Raw genomic sequence first — 21,431 nt, 5'->3', positions numbered from 1 at the left:
CCTGAAGCTTGACCTGAAGCAAAAGACCCGCCGAAGCGGGTCTTTGCATACCGTCGCAGGCGCCGTGGCGCCCGGCACTCAGCGCTCCAGCAGGATGCGCAGCATGCGGCGCAGCGGCTCGGCGGCGCCCCATAGCAGTTGATCGCCGACGGTGAAGGCACCGAGGTACTGCGAACCCATGTTGAGCTTGCGCAGGCGGCCGACCGGCACGCTCAGGGTACCGGTGACGGCGGTCGGGCTGAGTTCGCGCATGCTGATCTCGCGCTGGTTCGGCACCAGCTTGACCCAGGGGTTGTGCTGACTGATCAGGCCCTCGATGTCGGCCAGCGGCACGTCCTTGTTCAGCTTGATGGTCAGTGCCTGGCTGTGGCAACGCATCGCGCCGATACGCACGCACAGACCGTCCACCGGGATCGGGCTCTTGTTACGACCGAGGATCTTGTTGGTTTCGGCCTGCCCCTTCCATTCCTCGCGGCTCTGACCGTTGGGCAGCTCCTTGTCGATCCACGGGATCAGGCTGCCAGCCAGCGGCACGCCGAAGTGATCGACCGGGAACTCGGCGCTGCGCTGGGTTTCGGCGACCTTGCGGTCGATGTCGAGGATCGCGCTGGCCGGATTGGCCAGGTCGTCGGCCACCGCGTGGTGGATCGCGCCCATCTGCTTGATCAGCTCGCGCATGTTCTGCGCGCCGGCACCGGACGCCGCCTGGTAGGTCATGGCGCTCATCCACTCGACCAGACCGGCCTCGTAGAGACCGCCGAGGGCCATCAGCATCAGGCTGACGGTGCAGTTGCCGCCGATGTAGTTCTTCACGCCGCCATCCAGCGACTGGTCGATGACCTTGCGGTTGACCGGATCGAGGACGATCACCGAGTCGTCGGCCATGCGCAGGCTGGAGGCCGCGTCGATCCAGTATCCCTGCCAGCCGGCTTCGCGCAGCTTGGGGAACACTTCGCTGGTGTAGTCGCCACCCTGGCAGGTGAGGATCACGTCGAGGGTCTTCAGCTCGTCGATGCTGTAGGCATCCTTCAGCGGGGCAATGTCCTTGCCAATCGACGGGCCCTGACCACCCACGTTGGAGGTGGTGAAGAACACCGGTTCGATCAGGTCGAAATCGCGCTCTTCCAGCATCCGCTGCATGAGCACGGAACCCACCATACCGCGCCAACCGACAAGACCAACACGCTTCATCGCAACTACACCTTTCTCGAAAAAGTGGGGCCGCCCCGCGGCGGGGCGGCTCCCGGACAGCTTACAGATTCCGCAGCGCGGCGACTACCGCGTCGCCCATCTCGCGGGTACCGACCTTCTGGCAGCCTTCCGACCAGATGTCGCCGGTGCGCAGGCCCTGATCCAGCACGTTGCCGACCGCGCGCTCGATGGCGTCGGCCGCTTCGCTCTCGCCGAAGCTGTAGCGCAACATCATCGATACCGAGAGGATGGTGGCCAGCGGGTTGGCGATGCCCTTGCCGGCGATATCCGGCGCCGAGCCGTGGCACGGCTCGTACATGCCCTTGTTGTTGGCATCCAGCGAGGCGGACGGCAGCATGCCGATCGAGCCGGTGAGCATGGAGGCCTCGTCGGAGAGGATGTCGCCGAACATATTGTCGGTGACCACCACGTCGAACTGCTTGGGCGCACGCACCAGCTGCATGGCGGCGTTGTCGACGTACATGTGGGAGAGTTCGACGTCCGGGTAGTCCTTGGCGACTTCCTCGACCACCGCGCGCCACAGACGGCTGGACTCCAGCACGTTGGCCTTGTCCACCGAGCACAGTTTCTTGCCGCGCAGGCGAGCCATGTCGAAGCCGACCTTGGCGATGCGGCGGATCTCGCTCTCGCTGTACGGCAGGGTGTCGAGGGCGTAGCGCTCGCCATTGTCGAGGACACGCAGCTCGCGCGGGCTGCCGAAGTAGATGCCGCCGGTCAGCTCGCGAACGATGAGGATGTCCAGGCCGGCGACCACTTCCGGCTTGAGGGTCGAGGCGCCGGCCAGCTGCGGATAGAGCAGCGCCGGGCGCAGGTTGCCGAACAGGCCCAGCTGCGAGCGGATCTTCAGCAGGCCCATTTCCGGACGCAGCGGACGGTCGAGGGTGTCCCACTGCGGACCGCCGACGGCGCCGAGCAGGATGGCGTCGGCGGCGCGCGCGCGCGCCAGGGTCTCGTCGGCCAGCGGCGCGCCGTACTTCTCGTAGGCGGCGCCGCCCAGTTCGTCGTAGCTCAGCTCGAAGCCCAGCGAGAACTTCTCGTTGGCCAGCTCCAGCACCTTGACCGCTTCGGCGACGATCTCCGGACCGATACCGTCGCCCGGGAGAACCAGAATCTGCTTGCTCATTGCTTGTCCTTGAATGTCGTGGCGAGGGAGCGGGCCGCGCCCGCTCCCGGCGGAAAGGAAATTACTTGATCGCGCCGAACAGCCAGGGGCTGCTCTGCTGGTGCTTGGCTTCGAAGGCCTTGATCGCGTCGGCATCCTGCAGGGTCAGGCCGATGTCGTCCAGACCGTTGAGCAGGCAGTGCTTGCGGAACGGATCGATCTCGAAGGACAGCACCTTGCCGTCGGGACGGGTCACGGTCTGCGCGGCCAGGTCAACGGTCAGCTGGTAGCCCTCGGCCGCCTCGCACTGCTTGAACAGCTCGTCCACTTCCGCTTCCGGCAGGATGATCGGCAGCAGGCCGTTCTTGAAGCTGTTGTTGAAGAAGATGTCGGCGTAGCTCGGCGCGATGATGGTGCGGAAACCGTACTCTTCCAGGGCCCACGGCGCATGCTCGCGCGAGGAACCGCAGCCGAAGTTCTCGCGCGCCAGCAGCACGCTGGCGCCCTGGTAGCGCGGGAAGTTCAGCACGAAGTCGCGGTTGACCGGGCGCTTGGAGCAGTCCTGGTTCGGCTGACCGACGTCCAGGTAGCGCCACTCGTCGAACAGGTTCGGACCGAAGCCGGTGCGCTTGATCGACTTGAGGAACTGCTTGGGAATGATCTGGTCGGTATCGACGTTGGCGCGATCCAGCGGGCAGACCAGGCCGGTGTGTTGGGTAAAGGCTTTCATTCAGTCATTCCTCAGTTCAGCAGCTCGCGCACATCGACGAAGTGGCCGGTCACCGCAGCCGCGGCGGCCATGGCCGGGCTGACCAGGTGAGTGCGCCCGCCGGCGCCCTGGCGGCCTTCGAAGTTGCGGTTGGAGGTGGAGGCGCAGTGCTCGCCACTCTCCAGGCGGTCCGGGTTCATCGCCAGGCACATGGAGCAGCCCGGTTCGCGCCACTCGAAACCAGCCTCGACGAAGATCTTGTCCAGCCCCTCGGCCTCGGCCTGCGCCTTGACCAGGCCGGAGCCCGGCACCACCAGCGCCTGCTTGACGCTCGACGCGACCTTGCGGCCCTTGGCCACCTCGGCGGCTGCACGCAGGTCCTCGATGCGCGAGTTGGTGCAGGAACCGATGAACACGCGATCCAGCTTGATCGCGGTGATCGGCTGGTCGGCGGTCAGGCCCATGTACTTGAGGGCACGGACGATGGAGTCGCGCTTGACCGGATCGGCCTCGTTGGCCGGATTCGGCACGCTGGCGTCGACCGGCAGCACCATCTCCGGCGAGGTACCCCAGCTGACCTGCGGCTTGATCTCTTCGGCCTTCAGCTCGACCACGGTGTCGAAGTGCGCGTCGGCGTCGGAAACCAGACCCTGCCACTGCGCCACGGCAGCATCCCAGTCGGCGCCCTTGGGCGCGAAGGTGCGGCCTTCGACGTAGGCGATGGTCTTGTCGTCCACCGCGACCAGACCGACGCGGGCGCCGGCCTCGATGGCCATGTTACAGATGGTCATGCGGCCTTCCATCGACAGGTCGCGGATCGCGCTGCCGGCGAACTCCAGAGCATGGCCGTTGCCGCCGGCGGTACCGATCTTGCCGATGATCGCCAGCACGATGTCCTTGGCGGTGACGCCGGCGGGCAGCTTGCCCTCCACGTTCACCAGCATGTTCTTCATCTTCTTGGCCACCAGGCACTGGGTCGCCAGCACGTGCTCGACCTCGGAGGTGCCGATGCCGTGGGCCAGCGCGCCGAAGGCGCCATGGGTGGAAGTGTGCGAGTCACCGCAGACCACGGTCATGCCCGGCAGGGTGGCGCCCTGCTCCGGGCCGACCACGTGGACGATGCCCTGGCGCACGTCGTTCATCTTGAATTCGAGGATGCCGAAGTCGTCGCAGTTCTCGTCGAGGGTCTGCACCTGCAGGCGCGACACCTCGTCGTGGATCGACTCGAGGCCGCCCTGGCGCTCGGCCTTGGTGGTCGGCACGTTGTGGTCCGGGGTGGCGATATTGGCGTCCACGCGCCACGGCTTGCGGCCGGCCAGGCGCAGTCCCTCGAAGGCCTGCGGCGAGGTCACTTCGTGGAGGATCTGCCGGTCGATGTAGATCAGCGCCGAACCATCGTCGCGCTGCTTGACCAGGTGCATGTCCCAGAGCTTGTCGTAAAGCGTCTTGCCGGCCACGGGGGGGTCCTCATCGGTGGTTGCGTGTGCGGGTGGCGGAAGGCCGAGGCCTGCCCGCCCTCCTATGCCCACAGGGCTTGTGCGGTCGATCCTAGGGGCTTGCCACCGATGAAGCAAATTCATATTTTTCATGCTTTGGATAACCAGATGGAATCCGAACATGGACCTGGCCAGCCTCGACACCTTCATCGCCATTGCCGAAACCGGCAGCTTTTCCGCAGCCGGCGAGCGCCTGCACCTCACCCAGCCGGCGGTCAGCAAGCGTATCGCCGCACTCGAACAGCAGCTCGATGCCCGCCTATTCGACCGCATCGGTCGCGAGGTCAGCCTCACCGAAGCCGGTCGCGCCCTGCTGCCGCGCGCCCGCCAGGTCCTCAGCGTGCTGGACGACACCCGCCGCGCGCTCAGCAACCTCAACGGCGACATCGGCGGCCGGTTGACCCTGGCCACCAGCCACCATATCGGCCTGCATCGTCTGCCACCTTTATTGCGCGCCTTCACCCGCGCCCACCCACAGGTGGCGCTGGACATCCGCTTTCTCGACTCGGAGGTGGCTTATGAGGAGGTGCTGCACGGGCGTACCGAACTGGCGGTGATCACCCTCGCCCCGCAGACCGCCGCGCCGGTGCGCGCGGTGCCGGTATGGGACGATCCGCTGGACTTCGTCGCCGCCCCCGAGCACCCGCTGGCCCACGGCGGCGCGGTGAGTCTGGCCGAGGTGGCGCGCCATCCGGCGGTATTCCCCGGCGAGAACACCTTCACCCACCATATCGTCCAGGGCCTGTTCGAGCAGGCCGGGCTCAAGCCCAACGTGAGCATGAGCACCAACTACCTGGAGACCATCAAGATGCTGGTGTCGATCGGCATCGCCTGGAGCGTGCTGCCGCGCACCATGCTCGACGAGCAGGTAGCGCGCCTGCCGCTGCAGGGTATCCAGCTGACTCGCCAGCTCGGCTACATCGTGCATACCGAGCGCACGCTGTCCAATGCGGCCCGGGCGTTCATGCAGTTGCTGGATCGGGCGGGCGCCACGGCGCAAGGTTCGTAAAGGGTGGGTTAGGCCGCAGGCCGTAACCCACCGACCGAGCGACAGGCTCGGCACTGTGACCATGCGCGACCTGCGGTCGCGACGGTGGGTTATGCCGCTGCGCGGCTAACCCACCCTATGCGGAGATGAGTTCGGCGCGCGGCAGCTCTTCGCTGCGCAGCCCCAGAAGCGCATCCAGCCGCGCGCAGTCATTGTCGCGGCGAATGCCGTCGAACAACGCCTGCGCCTCGGGATAGCTGCGCGTCAGCATCGCCAGCCACTGCTTGAGCCGCCCCGGTGCGTAGCGCGGTGCGAGCTTCTGCCGCGCCTTGCGCCAGAACAGCTGCAGCAATGGCTGCAGGTCGTCCCAGCCCAGCGGGTCGGGTTCGCGGCCGGCGCTGGCGGCGGCGATCTGCCTAGCGAGGTCGGGCCGCGAGACCAGCCCGCGGCCGAGCATGATGTTCTGCGCCCCGCTGACTTCTCGGCAGCGCCGCCAGTCCTCCACCGTCCAGATCTCGCCGTTGGCGTAGACGGGGATGTCGACCACCTCCTGCACCCGCGCCACCCACTCCCAGTGCGCCGGCGGGCGGTAGCCCTCGACCTTGGTGCGCGCATGCACCACCAGCATGGCCGCGCCGCCCTCGGCCAGGGCACGGGCGCAGTCCAGGGCCGGCTCCGGACTGTCGTAGCCCAGGCGCATCTTGGCGGTCACCGGCACCGCGGCCGGCAGGCTGCGACGCACTTCGCGAACGATGGCGTGGAGCAGCTCGGGCTCCCTGAGCAGCACCGCACCGCCGCGCGACTTGTTCACCGTCTTGGCCGGGCAACCGAAGTTGAGATCGACCACCGGTGCGCCGAGCTCGGCGGCGAAGGCCGCGTTGTCGGCTAGGCAGACCGGGTCGGAGCCGAGCAGCTGCAGGCGCATCGGCGTGCCGCTGGCGGTACGCCAGCCATGTTCCAGCTCCGGAGCCAGCTTGCGGAAGCTCGCCAGCGGCAGCAGGCGCTCGCAGACGCGCACGAACTCGCTGACGCACCAGTCGACGCCGCCGACCTCGGTCAGCAACTCGCGGAGGATTTCATCGACCAGCCCCTCCATGGGCGCCAGGGCAATCTGCACGACAAGAGTCTCGCGGGAGAAAACAGGGCGCGGATTCTAAAGGGATGCGCGGCGGCGGGCGAGTCGCCGGCGGCGAAATCCGCTCAGTCGGCCACCAGCGCCTGGCCGTAGCGCTCGACGAACTCCGCCGGCATGCGCCGCGGCCGGCCGCTGGACAATTCTATGCAGGCGAAGCGGGTGCGCGCGCGCAGCAGGGTGGCGCCGTCGGCAGGACGGCGCAGCTGGAAGTGCCGGCCCATGCTGAAGCGTCCGTCGGACTCCACGATCCAGGTACCCAGCTGCAGACGGTCGCCGCGGTAGGCGGCGGCCAGGTAGTCGATCTCGTGACGCACCACCGCCATGGCGCGGTCGAGCCGGCGATAGTCGTCGATCGACAGGCCGAGGCTGCGCGAGTGCGCCCAGGCACACTGCTCCAGCCAGCCGACGTATGCCACGTTGTTGGCATGGCCAAGAGCGTCGATATGCTCGTCGCCCACCTCGATGTCCAGCACGAAGGGCGCCGGCCGCAGCCAGCTCACGCACTGCGCTCCAGGCTAGCGGCCAGGGCGCACGCCTCCTGAGCCAACTGGGTGATCTGGTCCCAGGCGCGCGCACGCACCAGACTGCTCGGCGCCACCCAGGTCCCGCCCACGCAGGCGACGTTGGGCAGGCGCAGGAAGGTCAACAGGTTGTCCTGGTTGATCCCGCCGGTCGGGCAGAAGCGGATGCCGTTGAACGGCTCCTTGAAGCTTTTCAGCATTTTCACGCTGACATCGCCGTTGGCCGGGAACAGCTTGAGCGAGCGGTAGCCACGCTCGATGGCGAACAGCACCTCCGAGGGCGTCATCACTCCCGGCAGGTAGGGCAAGCCGGCGTCCGCGGCGGCGTTGGCCAAACGCTCGGTACAGCCCGGGCTGACGCCGAACAGCGCACCGGCATCGCGCGCCTCGGCGAACTGCGACGCGTGGATCAGGGTACCCGCGCCCACCAGCAGGTCCGGCAGCTCGCGGCGGATCGCCGCCAGCGCCTCCAGCGCGCGCGGCGTGCGCAGGGTCACTTCCAGCACCTCGATGCCCCCGGCGTACAGCGCACGCGCCAGATCGACCGCCAGACCGGCGTCCTCGATCACCAGTACCGGCAGGACCGGGCGGGCCCGCTTCAGCACGTCATCCATCGTCAGAACCATCTTCATTCCTCCCAGCCGGGAATCGAACCACCCGTGCTCGTCGGCGCGCAGCCGGCGTTGCCTGTGGGGCCATCGCCGCCAGTTTATCAGCACCGCGAATGCCCGAGCGCAACAGTTGGCGATCCGCTCAGGGCGCCCAGTATATCTGCAGACGCTTACCGGCCTGTTGCAGCAGGGCATGCACCGGCAGGGTACGGGTTTGCGGATGATCGGCAAGCACCGCCTCGAGCAGCGCGCGCTTGGCGCCGCCGAACACCAGCAGCCCCAGCCAGTCGCTGCGTAGCAGCAGGGCGAGGTTCGGAGTCAGGCGCAGGCATGGCTGCACCGGCGCCACGCCGACCAGGGCGGACGGGGCGGCATCGGCGGCCAGCGCCGCCGCAAGTCCCGGCATGTCGGGAAACAGCGAGGCGAAGTGGCCGTCCTCGCCCATGCCCAGCAGCACCGCGGTGAGCGGCAAGCGGCATTGCAGACGCTCGCCCCACCTCTGGGCGGCCAGTTGCGGGGTCGGTCCCTGGCGCGGATCCAGCCAATGCGCTTGCGGCAGAGCATCGCGCAGCAACCGCAGATTGCTCGCCGCATCGTCCGCGGCCACCCAGCGCTCGTCGCTGGGCGCCAGCTCGACCTGCGACCAGTCCAGCTCCAGCGCGGCCAGGCGCTGCAACAGGGGCAGCGGACTCTGCCCGCCGGGCAGCAGCAAGTGCGCCTGCGCGCCGCCCTGGGTGGCCGCACGCAGGCGCCCGGCCAGCACCTGCGCCAGCGCGGCGGCGCAGCTCTCGCGGTCGGGATACAGATGGAGGACGGGCGAGTTCATGGGCGACTCCAGCGGAAGAATGCCGGCCATGATGCGGCATTCGCCCGGTGGCGCAAGAGCCGGGGGCTCAGTGCACGCCGTTGTCGCGGAAGAAGGCGACGTAGGCCTTGTCGACCTTGAGGATGTGATGGGCCAGCCAGTCGGCCAGCAGGGACAGCGTCTCGCCGCCGGTCACCTCACCGGCCTCGTGGCGCTGCAGGAGGTCCATGACCTGGGCGATGAACTTGTCGTGCTGCGCCTTGTGACCGACGCTCTCCGGATAGCCGAGCCGCTGGAACAGCTCTTCCTCGACGATGAAATGATTGACCGTGTAATCCATCAACCCTTCCAGCACCGCGCCGACCTCCGCGGCGTCCGTATCGGCACTGGCCAGACTGTCATACAGCTGATTGGTCTGGTTGACCAGCCAGCGGTGTTGCTCGTCGATCTGTTCAATACCGACTTCGAGTTCGCTGCTCCACGGCATGAAAGTCATGTTGTCTGTCCGTCCCGAGGTAGTAATCGTTATTAGTATGGCTGCCAGCATGGCGGCTCCAGCCAGCTTATCCCGCATGAAAAGTGCGGGCAACGTACCCAGATCAATTGACAGCGTGATGACGGTCGCAGCATTGCAACGCGCGCTCCAGAGCGGGGCGCGAGCTGATGGGCAGACGGGGATAGCGGAAGAGAAAAACAAAAAGGGTCATTCCAAAACTCGGAATGACCCTCTTGATCCCAGAACGGGAAAATTGGCGTCCCCTAGGGGACTCGAACCCCTGTTACCGCCGTGAAAGGGCGGTGTCCTAGGCCACTAGACGAAGGGGACGTTGACCTTCGTACGACCCGCAGCGCGGATCGCTGGAAATTGGTGGAGCTAGACGGGATCGAACCGTCGACCTCTTGCATGCCATGCAAGCGCTCTCCCAGCTGAGCTATAGCCCCGATACTGCATCGAGTGCACCGCCATGGCAGTGCGCTGGAATAGTGGCGTCCCCTAGGGGACTCGAACCCCTGTTACCGCCGTGAAAGGGCGGTGTCCTAGGCCACTAGACGAAGGGGACGCAATCCTTCGTACAATCCGCCAAGCAAACTGCGGCGAATTGCTGGAAATTTGGTGGAGCTAGACGGGATCGAACCGTCGACCTCTTGCATGCCATGCAAGCGCTCTCCCAGCTGAGCTATAGCCCCACTTTCGTGGTACTTCAGCGAAGAGCGGTGCTCGTCGTGAAGCGGGGCGAATCTTAAAGCGCCCCCGCAGGTCCGTCAACACCCCCGCCACTTTTTTTCGTTTTTTTTCGTCGACAGAACAAACACTTATCCGCAGGGAAGCGGCACCCACAGGCCGCCGCCCCCTGCTCAGCCGGTCAGGCAATCTCCGCCAGCAGCTTCTCCCACTCCTTGGTTTCCTTCTTCGACACGCCGCCGAGCAGTTCGACGGCCTGGCGCAGGCGGAAACGGGAAAGGTCGGGGCCGAGGATCTCCATGGCGTCGAGCACCGACACCGAGCTGGCCTGGCCGCTGATGGCCGGGAAGATCAGCGGCATGACGTCGCGCAGCTTGAGACCGAGATGCTCGGCGACCTTCTGGATGATCGCGGTGATGTTGTCCTTGCTCCACTGGCGCAGCGCTTCCAGCTTCCAGAGGATCAGCTGCAGCACTTGGCGCACCTGCTCGGGCGACAGCTTCTTGTGCTCGAACAATTTGGCGTCCGGATTCACCCCGCCCATGAAGAAGAAGCCGGCCAGCGGCGCCAGCTGGCTGAAGGTCTCCACGCGGCTCTGCGCGTGCGGAGCGATGCGCATCAGGTACTCGGGGTTGAGCGCCCACTTCTGCACTTCGGCGGCGAACTGCTCGACCGACAGCTCGCGCAGCCACTGGCCGTTCAGCCAGGACAGCTTCTCGATGTCGAAGATCGGCCCGCCGAGGGACACGCGGCTGACGTCGAAGTGCTCGATCATCTCGGCCAGCGAGAACTTCTCGCGCTCGTCCGGCATCGACCAGCCCATGCGACCCAGGTAGTTGAGCATCGCCTCGGGCAAAAAGCCCATGCGCTGGTAGAAGGTGATCGAGGTCGGGTTCTTGCGCTTGGACAGCTTGGACTTGTCCGGATTGCGCAAGAGCGGCATGTACACCAGCTTGGGCTGCTCCCAGCCGAAGTACTCGTACAGCTTGATCAGCTTGGGCGCCGACGGCAGCCACTCCTCGCCGCGCAGCACGTGGGTGATGCCCATCAGGTAGTCGTCGACCACGTTGGCGAGGAAGTAGGTGGGCAGACCGTCGGTCTTCATCAGCACCTGCATGTCCATGCGATCCCACGGGATCTCCACGTCGCCGCGCAGCAGGTCGGGCACCACGCAGACGCCCTCGGTCGGCACCTTCATGCGGATCACGTTGGGCTCGCCGGCGGCCAGGCGCTGCTGCACTTCGTCCGTGGACAGATGCATGCAGTGACCGTCGTAGCGCGGGGTTTCCTTGTTGGCCATCTGCTCGGCGCGCACGGCGTCGAGGCGCTCGGCGGTGCAGAAGCAGTGGAAGGCATGGCCCTTGCCGACCAGCTCGTCGGCGTACTGCTTGTAGATGTGGCCGCGCTCGCTCTGCCGGTACGGCCCGTGCGGGCCGCCGACGTCCGGACCCTCGTCCCACTCGATGCCCAGCCAGCGCAGGGCGTCGAAGATCTGCTGCTCCGACTCGCGGCTGGAGCGCAGCTGGTCGGTGTCCTCGATGCGCAGGATGAACTGGCCGCCGTGCTGACGGGCAAAGCACAGGTTGAACAGGGCGATGTAGGCGGTGCCAACGTGCGGATCGCCGGTGGGCGACGGCGCGATGCGGGTGCGGACGGTGGTCATGGGACTCTCGGAATGCGCGGTTGAGCAAAGGCGAAATGGTAGCAGCCGCGACGCCTGTGGCTCCAGCCACACTCCACAGAACTCGACCCGCCTGTGATCGCACACCTCCCGCCAGAAGCGATTGTTATAATCGCCCGTTTTCTGCAAGGACGAATCGGAGTCCAACATGCCTATCTTGCGCTGCGGCCAATGCGCTCATACCAGTGAAATCGTGGCCCATACGCCCGGCACTCCTGCCCCCTGCCCCAGCTGCAACGCTCAAGGACAGACCTACGACACCACTCTGTTCATTCGCAAGGTGCTGCAGCAGTACGGAGCACTCCAGCAAGAACTCAAGCGCCTGCGCGCCTCTCTGCCAGAAGTCGCGGACGCTGCCACCACCGCACGCCAAGCCCCCAGCCTCTCGGAAATCGACCTGCACAACACCTCGGCACTGGCCGACAGCTCCCAGCACGCACCGATCATCGAGTGGTTCCGCCAGCGCAAGATCCAGGCACGCCCGACCCCTCAGGCGGTAGATACCTCGGGATTCTTTGATGAAATCGCCGTCGAGATCGGTGACAACTATGGACTGCTGTCCGATGTGATCGACAAGATTCGCTGGGGGCAGAAAAAGGATGTTCCCAACTTCAGCCTCAAGCTGGGCGATCTCAGCCAGAAGGACGGCCAGGCAATCAATGCTTTCTGCAAGCGCCTGTACGAGCACACATTCCTCGCCAAGTACTTCTATCAGAAGCAGGAAAAGATCGGGCGCGCCACCATCCAGTCGGCATCCTCTGTCCGCAGCTTTTTTGCCGGCGAGTGGCTGGAGTGGTATGCGCTGATGAAGACGCTCACCCTGCTCCAGGAAAGAAAGCATGTCGCGGCCTGCACCCGCAACCTCAACTTGGTGTTCGAGAACGAAGACCTGCATGAGCTCGACGTTTTCTTGCTGATCGATGGCAAGACGCCAATCTGCATCGAATGCAAAAGCGGCGAATTCCGTCAGGACATAGACAAGTACCTGAAACTGCGCAAGCGCCTCGGCATCGAGCGCAGCCAATTCATTCTCTTCAGCCCCGACCTGAGCGAGGAGCAGGCTGCAGGCCTGAGCGGCATGTACGAACTGACCTTCGCCAACCAGGAGCGTCTCGTCAGCCACCTGAGCAGCCTGCTTTGAGACAATGAGGGGCAGAAACCTGCCCCTCTCTCCCCCCAAACTCAGAACGGCTTGATCGCCACCTTGAGCACGCCGTCGCGCTGGTGGCCGAACAGGTCATAGGCCTCGACGATCTGCTCCAGCTTGAACTGGTGGGTGACCAGCGGACCCAGATCGACCCGCCCGGAGGCCACCACGTTGAGCAGGCGGCGCATGCGCTCCTTGCCGCCCGGGCATAGCGAGGTGACGATCTTGTTGTCGCCGAGGCCGGCATGGAAGGCGCCCAGCGGGATGGTCAGGTCGCTGGAGTACACACCGAGGCTGGACAGGGTGCCGCCCGGTTTGAGCACGCGCAGGGCGTTCTCGAAGGTCGACTGCAGGCCGAGCGCCTCGATGGAAGCGTCCACGCCGCGCCCGCCGGTCAGCTTGAGGATCTCCTCGACCACGTCGACCTTGCGGAAGTTGAGGGTGACGTCGGCGCCCAGCTGACGGGCAACTTCCAGCCGCTCGTCGACCCCGTCGACGGCGATGATGGTGCTCGCGCCGCGCAGCTTGGCGCCGGCGGTGGCGCACAGACCGATGGGCCCCTGGGCGAACACCGCAACCACGTCGCCGATCCTGATGTTGGCCGCCTCGGCGCCGGCGAAGCCGGTGGACATGATGTCCGGGCACATCAGCACCTGCTCATCGGTGAGGCCGTCCGGCACCGGCGCCAGGTTGGCCTGGGCGTCCGGCACCAGCACGTACTCGGCCTGGGTGCCGTCGATGCTGTTGCCGAAGCGCCAGCCGCCCATCGGCTTGTAGCCGTGGCAGGCGCAGCCGCCGTCCTGGGCCGGGTAGCCGTCCTGGCAGGCGTAGGAGGTGAAGCTCGGGCAGATCGCCCCGGCGATCACCCGCTGGCCTTCCCGGTAGCCCTGCACGTTGCTGCCGAGCTTCTCGATAATCCCGACCGGCTCGTGGCCGATGGTCAGGCCCTTGGCCACCGGGTACTCGCCCTTGAGGATGTGCACGTCGGTGCCGCAGATGGTGGTCGTGGTGATGCGTACCAGCGCATCGTTGGGCCCCACCGGCGGGATCGGCTTGTCGACCAGCTCGATGCGTCCGGGCTCGACGAAGACGGCGGCTTTCATCATGGTCATCGCAACACTCCTGTTCGGCGACTTTCGATCAGACTCCGCCCACTGTAGACCAATCCCGCAGAGCGACCGCCTGCCTCAGATCAACCCGGCCAACGGCAGGAAGGTCACCGCATCGCCCTCGGCCAGGGTACTGCCCTCGCGGATCTCCACCAGCCCATCGGCCCAGGCGGCGCTGCGCAGCACTCCCGAACTCTGGTTCGGGTAGAGCACCGCCCTGCCCTGCTCCAGGCGCGCGCGCAGCAGCTCGCGCCGCCCGCCCGCCTTCGGCCAGGCGAAGCCGGCCGGCACGGCGAAGCGCAATGGCGCAAGGCGCGTCACACCCAGCCGGCGCAGCAGGTAGGGGCGCACCAGCAGGGCGAAGGTCACCAGGGTGGCCGCCGGGTTGCCGGGCAGGCCGATCAGCGGAGTGCCGCGGTAGCGGCCGCAGGTCAGCGGCTTGCCGGGCTTGAGCGCCAACTTCCAGAGGGTCAACTCGCCCTCCTCGCGCAGCACCTGCCCCAGGAAGTCCGCCTCGCCCACCGACACGCCGCCGGTAGAAAGGATCAGGTCGGCCTCGCCCAGCGCCGCCAGTTGGCCGCGGGTGCGCTCGAGGTCGTCGGGAAGGATGCCGGCGTCCTGCACCGCGCAGCCCAGGCGTTCAAGGGCAGCGGCCAGCAGCGCACGGTTGCTGTTGTAGATCTGCCCGGCGCCCAGCGGCCGGCCCGGCTCGACCAGCTCGTCGCCGGTGGACAGCAGCGCCACCCGCGGCCGGCGGCGCACCTCGACCTCGGCCACGCCGATCGAGGCGATCAGCCCCAGCTCCACGGCGCCGAGCAGGGTGCCGGCCTCTAGCAAGGTTTCGCCGGAAAGGATTTCCTGGCCCTGCGGGCGCACGTTGCGCCCCTCGCGCAGCGGTTCGAGGAAGCGCACCCGGCCGTCGGCCAGCACCTCGACGTTCTCCTGCATCTCCACGGTATCGGCGCCCTGGGGCATGGGCGCGCCGGTGAAGATGCGCGCACAGCTGCCGGGCGCCAGCGGCGCGGGGGCTTGGCCGGCGAAGATCTGCTGGCTGACCGCCAGCGGCTCGCCCGTCCAGTCGGCCAGGCGCAGGGCGTAGCCGTCCATGGCGCTGTTCGGCCACGGCGGCAGGTCCAGACCGCTGACCAGCGGTTCGGCGAGCACCCGCCCCGCTGCGGCCGCGGCGGCAATCGCCTCGCTCGCGCCGATCGGCTCGGCCACGGCCTGGGCGAGCAGGCGCTCCAGCGCCTGCTCCAGCGACAGCAGCGCGCTCACCCGCGCGACTCGCAGGCCGGCGCCTGCTTAAGGTGGGCGACGAAGTTGCACGGCCGATGGCGGGCGTCCAGCTGACTGGCGAGAATGCCGTCCCAGCCGGTGCGGCAGGCGTTGGTCGAACCCGGCAGGCAGCACACCAGGGTGCCGTTGGCGAGGCCGGCCAGCGCCCGCGACTGGATGGTCGAAGTACCGATGTCCGGCAGGGAAATCTGCCGGAACAGCTCGCCGAAGCCGTCCACCTGCTTGTCGAGCAGGCAGGCCACCGCCTCGGGGGTGCTGTCGCGACCGGTAAAGCCGGTACCGCCGGTGATCAGCACTACCTGTACTTCATCCTCGGCGATCCACTGCGCCACCTGGGCGCGAATGCGATAGAGGTCGTCCTTGAGCAGCACGCGTGCGGCCAACTGGTGCCCCGCCGCCTGCAGGCGCTCGACCAGCAGGGCGCCGGAGGTGTCGGTGTCCTGGGTGCGGGTATCGCTGACAGTGAGGACGGCGATGTTGAGGGGAACGAAAACGCTCTCGGCATGCTTGCTCATCGGGGGCTCCGCGTTGGGTTCGAGATGGAACGGGTGACCGGTATATTGCACCAAGCGCACCGCGCGCACCCACACCGGCTGCGACGCCCAGCTCCTCTGCGGCGCTTTTATTTTTCACCTAACCCCTTGTGCGCCTTCATTTTTTATGTAGAATGCGGCTCCACCAAAACGGAGCGTAGCGCAGCTTGGTAGCGCGTCTCGTTCGGGACGAGAAGGTCGCTGGTTCGAATCCAGTCGCTCCGACCAAATTCCCGATCCACCCGCCACACGGTGGATCAGCCAGAAAAGCCCGCCCCTCGCGGGCTTTTCTGTTTCTGCTAACCCCTTGTGTAATCTCGTTTTTTCTGTACAATGCGGGCCACCAAAACGGAGCGTAGCGCAGCTTGGTAGCGCGTCTCGTTCGGGACGAGAAGGTCGCTGGTTCGAATCCAGTCGCTCCGACCAAACTCCCGAGATACCGATGCCCATCGGTGGATCGAACAGAAAGCCCGCCTCGTGCGGGCTTTTTTGTTTCCGCGTTCCGCGCCCCTCCCCCCTACGTTTCGCCTCGCGACAAAAGCAATGCCGCGCATCCGGCGACCTGTTGCGACGGGCGCCGGGAATGCCCCGCATGAACAAACAGCCGACAACTCAAAACCGGTTGGCGGACGGCAGGAAAATGTCCTAAAAAATTGACTCCCATCATTAATGGGACAATTGCGCGCCCCTAGACTGCTTGAAACAGAATGTTGCAAAACAACCGCGGATAACTACTTCCAAAGTATTAATACCTTGGAAGTAGATCCAGACCCTAAGTAGCGATTTTCAGCGCAGGCCCAACTTCAGGCCTGTGAAAGCTTCACTTTTCCGGCATTTATTCATTACTTGGGAGAATTGCGATGAAGTCCATTCATCAAGCTGTCGTAGGCGCCTTGGGTCTCACCCTGGCCGTATCGGCCTTGGCCAACCCCACCGACGATGCCATGCACAAGCTGGCCACGGAGAGTGGCTGCTTCGCCTGCCACTCGATCGAGCCGGGCAAGGCCGGTCCCGACGGCCTGAAGCCGGTGGGTCCGTCGTGGAAGGAGGTCGCCGCTCAGTACGCCGGCAAGCCGGGCGCGCAGGAGTTCCTCACCCGCATCGTACTCGAAGGCTCCAGCCCCTACGCCAGCCACTGGCAGGGCAAGGTGAGCGGCCTGGCAATGCCGCCGAATGCGGTAGCCATCACCGAAGGCAACGCCCGGATGCTGGTGAGCTGGATCCTTTCGCTCAAGAAATAATCCACTGCCTGCACAAATAAAACGCCGCCTTCGGGCGGCGTTTTATTTGCTATTGCCCTGCAGTCGTAAGCACCTGATTCCGCGCCGAGCCGGATCGCGAAAAACTTCGGACTGATATATCCCGGCAGCCTATTAAACCGCTGTCGGTTTAATGGTTGTCCCGGTATTCCAACCCGATTTCACGCAACTGGGCACGGCTTATCAAGGGCTCGCTTTACAGGCCGCAGCAACAACACCCGGCACGCGGCACAGGCGTTAAAAGGGTAACGCGAGGCCGCCGGCCATGGCCGTTGCAGCACATGACCGAAGCCGGGCGCCTTTACAGGGTCAGGTCGAAGTCCGCGGCGATCAGCTTCAGCCAGGTGTTGAGGCGCTCTTCGGTCAGGCCGCTCTGGTTGTCGAGGTCGAGGGCCAGGCCGACGAACTTGCCGTCGCGCACCGCTCCCGAGGCCTCGAACTCGTAGCCTTCGGTCGGCCAGGCGCCAACCACCTTGGCACCGCGCTCGACGACGAAGTCGTAGAGGAGGCCCATGGCGTTGAGGAACTCGTCGGGATAGCCGACCTGGTCGCCCAGGCCGTAGATGGCCACGGTCTTGCCGCTGAGATCGACGCCTTCCAGCTTGGGCAGGAACTCCTCCCAGCTCTCGTTCTCGCAGTCGGCCGACAGGCCCGGCAGTTCGCCGTCGCCCAGGGTCGGCGTGCCGATGATGAGGTACTGGTACTGGGCCAGCTCCTCGGCCGAAGCGCGGTTGACGTTGAGCGCATCGGCCATGGTGTCGTCGTCGAAGCGCTTCTTGATCATTTTGGCGACCTTGCGGGTCTTGCCGGTGTTGGTGCCGAAGAACAGTCCAATCCTGGCCATAGCTCACCTCTAACTACGTTCTGGGAATCCGTTTACGGGGCTGCCGCTCTCGGCTCTGGCCCCAGGTTGACCCTTGTCTACCAGCAGGAAACGGGCCACTCGCCGGGCCTCTCCAATCAATCACAAAGCATTGATTTAAAAGGAATTTTAATTACAGCACAGCATCCTTGTAAGAAAGTCGACAGCCCCGAAACGACGCGCGCCCGAGCCTGTCGGCTTTGCCACACTCACAGATCGGCCGACAGACGCGACGGCTCGACCGCCTGCTCAGCCAGCGGTTGGCTATCCGCCGGCAGCTCGACCTCCGCCTCGGCGAAGGTTTCCAGCACCGTCAACTCGGCATCCACCAGCTCCAGCGTGCAGGTGCGCAGCTGCGACTTGGACGGCATGTTGAACATGGTCTGCTGCAGCGCCGCCTCGAGCACCGCGCGCAGGCCGCGCGCACCGGTCTTGCGCACCAGCGCCTGGTCGGCGATATGGCTGAGTGCCGCGTCGCTGATCTCCAGCGTGACCCCCTGATAGGCGAACAGCTGCTTGTACTGCTTGACCAGGGCGTTGCGCGGCTCGGTGAGGATGCGCAGCAGGGTGGCGTGATCCAGCTCCTGCAGGAAGGTGATGATCGGGAAGCGGCCGATGAACTCGGGGATCAGGCCGAACTCGTGCAGATCGTCGGGCAGCAGCGCGGCGAGCAGCTCGTTGATGGAGGCCTTCTGCTGGCGCGGCGGCTGGGCGTGGAAGCCGATGCCGCCGCTGCGCGGCTGGATGCGGCTGCGCACCAGGTCCTCGAGGCCGGGGAAGGCGCCGCCGGCGATGAACAGGATGTTGCGGGTGTCGACCACCTGCTCCTCGGCATGCTCGCTGCGCCGGCCACCCTTGGAGATGCGCACCTCGGTGCCCTCGACCATCTTCAGCAGCGCCTGCTGCACGCCCTCGCCGGAGATGTCGCGCACCGCGGTGCCGCCGCCGCTGCGCTTGGCCAGCTTGTCCACCTCGTCGATGTAGACGATGCCCCACTGCGCCTGCTGCACGTCGCCGCCGGCCGCCTCGAGCAGGCGGGCGATGATGCTGTCGACGTCGTCGCCCACGTAGCCGGCCTGGGTCAGGGTGGTGGCGTCGGCCGAGGCGAAGGGCACGCCAAGGATGCGCGCCAGGGTGCGCACCAGCAGGGTCTTGCCGGTGCCGGACGGGCCGGCCATGAGGATGTTGGATTTTTCCAGCTCGACCTGCTCGCCGAGCTGGCAAATCGGTTCGCGCTCGCAGTTGAGCAGGCGCAGGTAGTGGTTGTAGACGGCCACCGAGAGGGTTTCCTTGGCCGCCTCCTGGCCGATCACCGACTCGTCGAGGTGCTGCTTGTAGGCCGTCGGGGTGCGCAGTTGCGGCGCCAGCTGCTGCAGCTTGCGGCGCTGCCCCCAGCTGCTCACCACCTGGTGGGCAAGGTTGACGCAGGCCTCGCAGATACGTCCGTCGTTGCCGGCGATGAGCGGGACGGTCGGGCTCTTTTCCGCGCCGCAGAAGGAACAGCAGGGTTTCTCGGTGTCAGCCATGGGACGGACCCTCCACGGGGGCGAATTGTTGCAGCAGACGCTCCAGCCACTGGCGCTGGAAGGCCTTGCGCTGCCGGGCCTCGAGCCTGTCGCGCAGGCGCGGCAGGGCTTCGTCGAGGGAAATGCGCAGGGGCGGCGTGATGCTTTCGCACCTGATCAGGTGCAGGCCCATGGGCGAGGCCACCACCGGGCCCAGCTCGCCCGCCGCGAGGGCAAACAGGCAGGCCTCCAGCTCGGGGTAGAGGGTGCCCGCGGTCACCTGGCCGAGCAGGCCGCCGTTGAGCGCGGTCGGGCATTCCGAGTGCTTGAGCGCCTGTTCGGCGAAGCGCTCGGGCTTGTGGCGCACGCGCTTGGCGATCGCCTCGATGCGCGCCCGCGCGGCCTCCGGGGTGTTCTCCGGAAAGTCCGGGTTGATGGTGATCAGGATGTGCCGCGCCTCGCGGGCGGCGGGGCGCTCGAACTGTTCGGGATGGTTGAAGTAGTAGAGGCTGAGGTCGGTGTCGCTGATCGGCGGCAGGCTGGCGCTGACCCGCGCGAGGATCGCCTCGACCTTCAGCTCGCGGGCCAGCAGCACGCGCAGCTCGTCGTCGCTCAGGCCGTGGCTGGCCAGCGCCTGGCGCAGCGCCTCGCCGTCCTCGTAGCGGCTGCCGATCTGCACCAGCGCCTCCTCGACTTGGGTCGGCGGGATGACCACCCCGGTCGCCTCGCTGCTGCGCAGCACCGCCTCCTCGATGCGCCGCTGGCGGCTGACGATACCGGTGGCGCGCTGCAGCTGCTCGGCGTTGAGCTCGCCCGGCGCGCAGCCGTACTGCTCGTGGGCGACCTTGAGCAGGTAGTAGCGCTGATCACCGGACATGCCCTGCAGTTCACTGCTCATCGCTCACCTCCACATCCTCGGCCAGGTGGGATTCGGCCATCCCCAGGCTCGACTCGGGGATCTGCAGCACCCGGCCGTCGCCGAAGTGCACGTGGTACTGCACGCCCTCGGGCAGGTCGCGCAGCACCTTCATCACGCTGCCGACCTGGCCCTGTTCCACCACCACCTCGCCGCGCACCGTGAAGCTGCGCAGGGCCACGACGTTGTCGCGGAACTCGAAGCGGCTCGGCGTCCACGGCTCGCTGGCGAGGATCAACTCCTCCTCGCGGCAGCCGACCGTGCGCCCCGAGTCGAGGAAGTGCACGCGGTAGATCAGCTGGTCCTGCAGGTAGGTGCCGACGTCATAGACGCAGCCCACCGAGCCGCGGCGGATCAGCAGGGTGCCGGTGTCCATGCCCGGGTAGGTGCCGTCGTTGCGCACGTTGCGGATCACCCGCACCTCGTCGCCGTACTCGAACTGCGGCAGGCTCATGGCTGCTCTCCCCTGCTCAGCTCAGCAACTGGTCGATGGACACGAAGGTGGTCTGCGGCTCGTGCATGTGGAACACCTTGAACACCTTCTCGGTCTGCGCGTCGGACTCGACGAAGTCCTGGTAGGCGCGCCCCAGCAGCTGGCGGTACACCGCGGCGCGCGCCTCGTCGGCCAGCGTTTCGAGGTCGCCCGCCTTGGCCAGGTAGTCGTGGTAGCGCTGCATGATGTGCAGGCGGTTGACGTGGACGACCTTCTGGTCGAAGGGGATGGCGAAGAACTCGAGGAAGTCCTCGGCCGACACCAGCTCCTCGAGCGACTCGTCGAGGCTCAGGTCGGAATCCGGCGAATAGGGTTGAACGCTCATGGTCGTGTCTCCGCGGTGGCCGCAAGGGGGAAGGGAATGATTTCGGCGTCGTGCTCGGCCAGCACTTCCAGCAGCAGGCGGGCGCCCAGGCGGTTGCCGTCGTCCAGCTCGACCACCTTGGCGAGCATCGCCTTGCCCTGCTCGAAGCGGCCCAGGCGCAGGCTCAGGTAGCCGGCGCCCTTGAGCGCCAGCAGGTAGAAGCGCAGCAGGCCGATGCCGCGCTCGGCGGCGGCGGCGAGGGCAGCCGGGTCGATCTGCCGCCAGTGCGCCGGCAGCGCGAGGCGCGGGCCGACCACCGCCATCACCCGCTCGGCGATGGCCAGCGCGTCGGCGTAGCGGTGCTGGTAGTAGTAGAAGCGGTAGAGGCCGACCAGCACGGTGAGGTCGTCCGGCGCCAGCGCCTGGGCGGCGAGCAGCGGCTGCTCGGCGGTGCCCTCGGCGTACTGCTCGGCGGCGGCGGCCAGCCAGGCGTGCACCTGCGGGTCTGCCGGATCGTCGAAGTACAGCCCGTCGCCGTTGAAATCCTGCAGATCCATGGTGCGC

General features: G+C 66.4%; 22 protein-coding genes and 6 tRNA genes. 5 read left to right on the top strand and 23 right to left on the bottom strand.

Annotated features, from left to right (window positions below; genetic code table 11):
• Positions 1-78 precede the first annotated feature (78 nt).
• The 4 genes from asd to leuC form a co-directional block, all read right to left on the bottom strand.
• Positions 79-1,191 carry an aspartate-semialdehyde dehydrogenase gene (gene asd, locus LMJ29_RS16845; protein ID WP_229606684.1) on the bottom strand — a complete coding sequence of 371 codons (1,113 nt, stop codon included), beginning with the start codon at positions 1,189-1,191 and terminating at the stop codon, positions 79-81.
• A gap of 61 nt (positions 1,192-1,252) precedes the next feature.
• Positions 1,253-2,335 (bottom strand): 3-isopropylmalate dehydrogenase, encoded by a 1,083-nt coding sequence (gene leuB / locus LMJ29_RS16840; RefSeq protein ID WP_229606683.1) that lies wholly within the window; start codon positions 2,333-2,335, stop codon positions 1,253-1,255.
• A gap of 61 nt (positions 2,336-2,396) precedes the next feature.
• The gene (leuD, locus tag LMJ29_RS16835) at positions 2,397-3,044 is read right to left on the bottom strand and encodes a 3-isopropylmalate dehydratase small subunit (RefSeq protein ID WP_229606682.1); all 648 of its coding nucleotides are present in this window, start codon (positions 3,042-3,044) and stop codon (positions 2,397-2,399) included.
• An 11-nt stretch (positions 3,045-3,055) separates the two neighbouring features.
• Positions 3,056-4,480, bottom strand: coding sequence for a 3-isopropylmalate dehydratase large subunit (leuC, locus tag LMJ29_RS16830; protein ID WP_229606681.1), 1,425 nt, complete (start codon positions 4,478-4,480; stop codon positions 3,056-3,058).
• Positions 4,481-4,640: 160 nt separating this feature from the next.
• Here leuC and LMJ29_RS16825 point away from each other — a divergent pair, with 160 nt between their 5' ends.
• The gene (locus LMJ29_RS16825) at positions 4,641-5,528 is read left to right on the top strand and encodes a LysR family transcriptional regulator (RefSeq protein WP_229606680.1); all 888 of its coding nucleotides are present in this window, start codon (positions 4,641-4,643) and stop codon (positions 5,526-5,528) included.
• Between the two features lie 115 nt (positions 5,529-5,643).
• Here LMJ29_RS16825 and LMJ29_RS16820 read toward each other — a convergent pair whose 3' ends face one another.
• The 10 genes from LMJ29_RS16820 to gltX all read right to left on the bottom strand — a co-directional run bounded on the left by LMJ29_RS16820 (position 5,644) and on the right by gltX (position 11,425).
• Entirely contained in the window at positions 5,644-6,624 is a 981-nt protein-coding gene (locus LMJ29_RS16820) for a tRNA dihydrouridine synthase (protein ID WP_229606679.1), read from the bottom strand.
• 83 nt (positions 6,625-6,707) lie between these two features.
• The gene (locus LMJ29_RS16815; RefSeq protein ID WP_229606678.1) at positions 6,708-7,142 is read right to left on the bottom strand and encodes an acyl-CoA thioesterase; all 435 of its coding nucleotides are present in this window, start codon (positions 7,140-7,142) and stop codon (positions 6,708-6,710) included.
• Positions 7,139-7,789 (bottom strand): bifunctional 4-hydroxy-2-oxoglutarate aldolase/2-dehydro-3-deoxy-phosphogluconate aldolase, encoded by a 651-nt coding sequence (locus LMJ29_RS16810; RefSeq protein WP_229606677.1) that lies wholly within the window; start codon positions 7,787-7,789, stop codon positions 7,139-7,141. The genes LMJ29_RS16815 and LMJ29_RS16810 overlap by 4 nt, the downstream gene beginning before the upstream one ends.
• 127 nt (positions 7,790-7,916) lie before the next feature.
• Positions 7,917-8,600: a 6-phosphogluconolactonase gene (locus tag LMJ29_RS16805; RefSeq protein ID WP_229606676.1), complete on the bottom strand. Its 684-nt coding sequence runs from the start codon at positions 8,598-8,600 to the stop codon at positions 7,917-7,919.
• Positions 8,601-8,667: 67 nt separating this feature from the next.
• Complete coding sequence (locus LMJ29_RS16800) at positions 8,668-9,075, bottom strand: bacteriohemerythrin (RefSeq protein WP_229606675.1); 408 nt, start codon at positions 9,073-9,075, stop codon at positions 8,668-8,670.
• Between the two features lie 254 nt (positions 9,076-9,329).
• Positions 9,330-9,405 (bottom strand) — tRNA-Glu (locus LMJ29_RS16795).
• A gap of 40 nt (positions 9,406-9,445) precedes the next feature.
• A tRNA-Ala gene (locus tag LMJ29_RS16790) sits at positions 9,446-9,521 on the bottom strand.
• A 43-nt stretch (positions 9,522-9,564) separates the two neighbouring features.
• A tRNA-Glu gene (locus tag LMJ29_RS16785) sits at positions 9,565-9,640 on the bottom strand.
• A gap of 51 nt (positions 9,641-9,691) precedes the next feature.
• Positions 9,692-9,767, bottom strand: a tRNA-Ala gene (locus LMJ29_RS16780).
• A gap of 176 nt (positions 9,768-9,943) precedes the next feature.
• Entirely contained in the window at positions 9,944-11,425 is a 1,482-nt protein-coding gene (gltX, locus tag LMJ29_RS16775; protein WP_229606674.1) for a glutamate--tRNA ligase, read from the bottom strand.
• A gap of 166 nt (positions 11,426-11,591) precedes the next feature.
• Here gltX and LMJ29_RS16770 point away from each other — a divergent pair, with 166 nt between their 5' ends.
• On the top strand, positions 11,592-12,584 hold the full coding sequence (locus LMJ29_RS16770) for a DUF1887 family protein (RefSeq protein WP_229606673.1): 993 nt from the start codon (positions 11,592-11,594) through the stop codon (positions 12,582-12,584).
• A gap of 41 nt (positions 12,585-12,625) precedes the next feature.
• On the opposite strand, the gene LMJ29_RS16765 is transcribed toward LMJ29_RS16770, so the two are convergent.
• The 3 genes from LMJ29_RS16765 to moaB all read right to left on the bottom strand — a co-directional run bounded on the left by LMJ29_RS16765 (position 12,626) and on the right by moaB (position 15,510).
• Positions 12,626-13,702 (bottom strand): NAD(P)-dependent alcohol dehydrogenase, encoded by a 1,077-nt coding sequence (locus LMJ29_RS16765; RefSeq protein WP_229606672.1) that lies wholly within the window; start codon positions 13,700-13,702, stop codon positions 12,626-12,628.
• Between the two features lie 75 nt (positions 13,703-13,777).
• Entirely contained in the window at positions 13,778-14,974 is a 1,197-nt protein-coding gene (locus tag LMJ29_RS16760) for a molybdopterin molybdotransferase MoeA (RefSeq protein WP_229606671.1), read from the bottom strand.
• The gene (gene moaB, locus LMJ29_RS16755; protein WP_229606670.1) at positions 14,971-15,510 is read right to left on the bottom strand and encodes a molybdenum cofactor biosynthesis protein B; all 540 of its coding nucleotides are present in this window, start codon (positions 15,508-15,510) and stop codon (positions 14,971-14,973) included. Before moaB ends, LMJ29_RS16760 begins: the two co-directional genes overlap by 4 nt.
• 169 nt (positions 15,511-15,679) lie before the next feature.
• On the opposite strand from moaB, the gene LMJ29_RS16750 reads away from it, so the two are divergent.
• From LMJ29_RS16750 to LMJ29_RS16740, 3 genes are all read left to right on the top strand, one after another.
• Positions 15,680-15,756 (top strand) — tRNA-Pro (locus LMJ29_RS16750).
• A 121-nt stretch (positions 15,757-15,877) separates the two neighbouring features.
• Positions 15,878-15,954 (top strand) — tRNA-Pro (locus LMJ29_RS16745).
• 434 nt (positions 15,955-16,388) lie between these two features.
• Positions 16,389-16,769, top strand: coding sequence for a c-type cytochrome (locus LMJ29_RS16740; protein ID WP_229606669.1), 381 nt, complete (start codon positions 16,389-16,391; stop codon positions 16,767-16,769).
• A 319-nt stretch (positions 16,770-17,088) separates the two neighbouring features.
• Here LMJ29_RS16740 and LMJ29_RS16735 read toward each other — a convergent pair whose 3' ends face one another.
• The 6 genes from LMJ29_RS16735 to LMJ29_RS16710 form a co-directional block, all read right to left on the bottom strand.
• Positions 17,089-17,631, bottom strand: a complete 543-nt coding sequence (locus LMJ29_RS16735) for a flavodoxin (RefSeq protein ID WP_229606668.1) — start codon at positions 17,629-17,631, stop codon at positions 17,089-17,091.
• Between the two features lie 227 nt (positions 17,632-17,858).
• Positions 17,859-19,175: an ATP-dependent Clp protease ATP-binding subunit ClpX gene (gene clpX, locus LMJ29_RS16730; RefSeq protein ID WP_319942231.1), complete on the bottom strand. Its 1,317-nt coding sequence runs from the start codon at positions 19,173-19,175 to the stop codon at positions 17,859-17,861.
• Positions 19,168-20,052 (bottom strand): nitrogen fixation protein NifM, encoded by an 885-nt coding sequence (nifM, locus tag LMJ29_RS16725; protein WP_229606667.1) that lies wholly within the window; start codon positions 20,050-20,052, stop codon positions 19,168-19,170. Before nifM ends, clpX begins: the two co-directional genes overlap by 8 nt.
• Positions 20,042-20,524, bottom strand: coding sequence for a nitrogen fixation protein NifZ (locus LMJ29_RS16720; protein WP_229606666.1), 483 nt, complete (start codon positions 20,522-20,524; stop codon positions 20,042-20,044). The genes nifM and LMJ29_RS16720 overlap by 11 nt, the downstream gene beginning before the upstream one ends.
• Positions 20,525-20,540: 16 nt before the next feature.
• Positions 20,541-20,888 (bottom strand): nitrogenase-stabilizing/protective protein NifW, encoded by a 348-nt coding sequence (gene nifW / locus LMJ29_RS16715; RefSeq protein WP_229606665.1) that lies wholly within the window; start codon positions 20,886-20,888, stop codon positions 20,541-20,543.
• Positions 20,885-21,424, bottom strand: coding sequence for a hypothetical protein (locus LMJ29_RS16710; protein ID WP_229606664.1), 540 nt, complete (start codon positions 21,422-21,424; stop codon positions 20,885-20,887). The genes nifW and LMJ29_RS16710 overlap by 4 nt, the downstream gene beginning before the upstream one ends.
• Between the last annotated feature and the right edge of the window lie 7 nt (positions 21,425-21,431).

Origin of the sequence: Pseudomonas oryzagri, from assembly GCF_020831405.1 — a bacterium.
Lineage (GTDB): Bacteria > Pseudomonadota > Gammaproteobacteria > Pseudomonadales > Pseudomonadaceae > Geopseudomonas > Geopseudomonas oryzagri.
This window is presented reverse-complemented; position numbering and strand designations above follow the sequence as displayed.

What these genes read in the sequence shown, in the direction of transcription:
- asd (WP_229606684.1), bottom strand. Translation starts at nt 1,191, where the DNA reads ATGAAGCGTGTTGGTCTTGTCGGTTGGCGCGGTATGGTGGGTTCCGTG.
- leuB (WP_229606683.1), bottom strand. Translation starts at nt 2,335, where the DNA reads ATGAGCAAGCAGATTCTGGTTCTCCCGGGCGACGGTATCGGTCCGGAG.
- leuD (WP_229606682.1), bottom strand. Translation starts at nt 3,044, where the DNA reads ATGAAAGCCTTTACCCAACACACCGGCCTGGTCTGCCCGCTGGATCGC.
- LMJ29_RS16825 (WP_229606680.1), top strand. Translation starts at nt 4,641, where the DNA reads ATGGACCTGGCCAGCCTCGACACCTTCATCGCCATTGCCGAAACCGGC.
- LMJ29_RS16810 (WP_229606677.1), bottom strand. Translation starts at nt 7,789, where the DNA reads ATGGTTCTGACGATGGATGACGTGCTGAAGCGGGCCCGCCCGGTCCTG.
- LMJ29_RS16805 (WP_229606676.1), bottom strand. Translation starts at nt 8,600, where the DNA reads ATGAACTCGCCCGTCCTCCATCTGTATCCCGACCGCGAGAGCTGCGCC.
- LMJ29_RS16800 (WP_229606675.1), bottom strand. Translation starts at nt 9,075, where the DNA reads ATGACTTTCATGCCGTGGAGCAGCGAACTCGAAGTCGGTATTGAACAG.
- gltX (WP_229606674.1), bottom strand. Translation starts at nt 11,425, where the DNA reads ATGACCACCGTCCGCACCCGCATCGCGCCGTCGCCCACCGGCGATCCG.
- LMJ29_RS16770 (WP_229606673.1), top strand. Translation starts at nt 11,592, where the DNA reads ATGCCTATCTTGCGCTGCGGCCAATGCGCTCATACCAGTGAAATCGTG.
- LMJ29_RS16765 (WP_229606672.1), bottom strand. Translation starts at nt 13,702, where the DNA reads ATGACCATGATGAAAGCCGCCGTCTTCGTCGAGCCCGGACGCATCGAG.
- moaB (WP_229606670.1), bottom strand. Translation starts at nt 15,510, where the DNA reads ATGAGCAAGCATGCCGAGAGCGTTTTCGTTCCCCTCAACATCGCCGTC.
- LMJ29_RS16740 (WP_229606669.1), top strand. Translation starts at nt 16,389, where the DNA reads ATGAAGTCCATTCATCAAGCTGTCGTAGGCGCCTTGGGTCTCACCCTG.
- LMJ29_RS16735 (WP_229606668.1), bottom strand. Translation starts at nt 17,631, where the DNA reads ATGGCCAGGATTGGACTGTTCTTCGGCACCAACACCGGCAAGACCCGC.
- clpX (WP_319942231.1), bottom strand. Translation starts at nt 19,175, where the DNA reads ATGGCTGACACCGAGAAACCCTGCTGTTCCTTCTGCGGCGCGGAAAAG.
- nifM (WP_229606667.1), bottom strand. Translation starts at nt 20,052, where the DNA reads ATGAGCAGTGAACTGCAGGGCATGTCCGGTGATCAGCGCTACTACCTG.
- LMJ29_RS16720 (WP_229606666.1), bottom strand. Translation starts at nt 20,524, where the DNA reads ATGAGCCTGCCGCAGTTCGAGTACGGCGACGAGGTGCGGGTGATCCGC.
- nifW (WP_229606665.1), bottom strand. Translation starts at nt 20,888, where the DNA reads ATGAGCGTTCAACCCTATTCGCCGGATTCCGACCTGAGCCTCGACGAG.
- LMJ29_RS16710 (WP_229606664.1), bottom strand. Translation starts at nt 21,424, where the DNA reads ATGGATCTGCAGGATTTCAACGGCGACGGGCTGTACTTCGACGATCCG.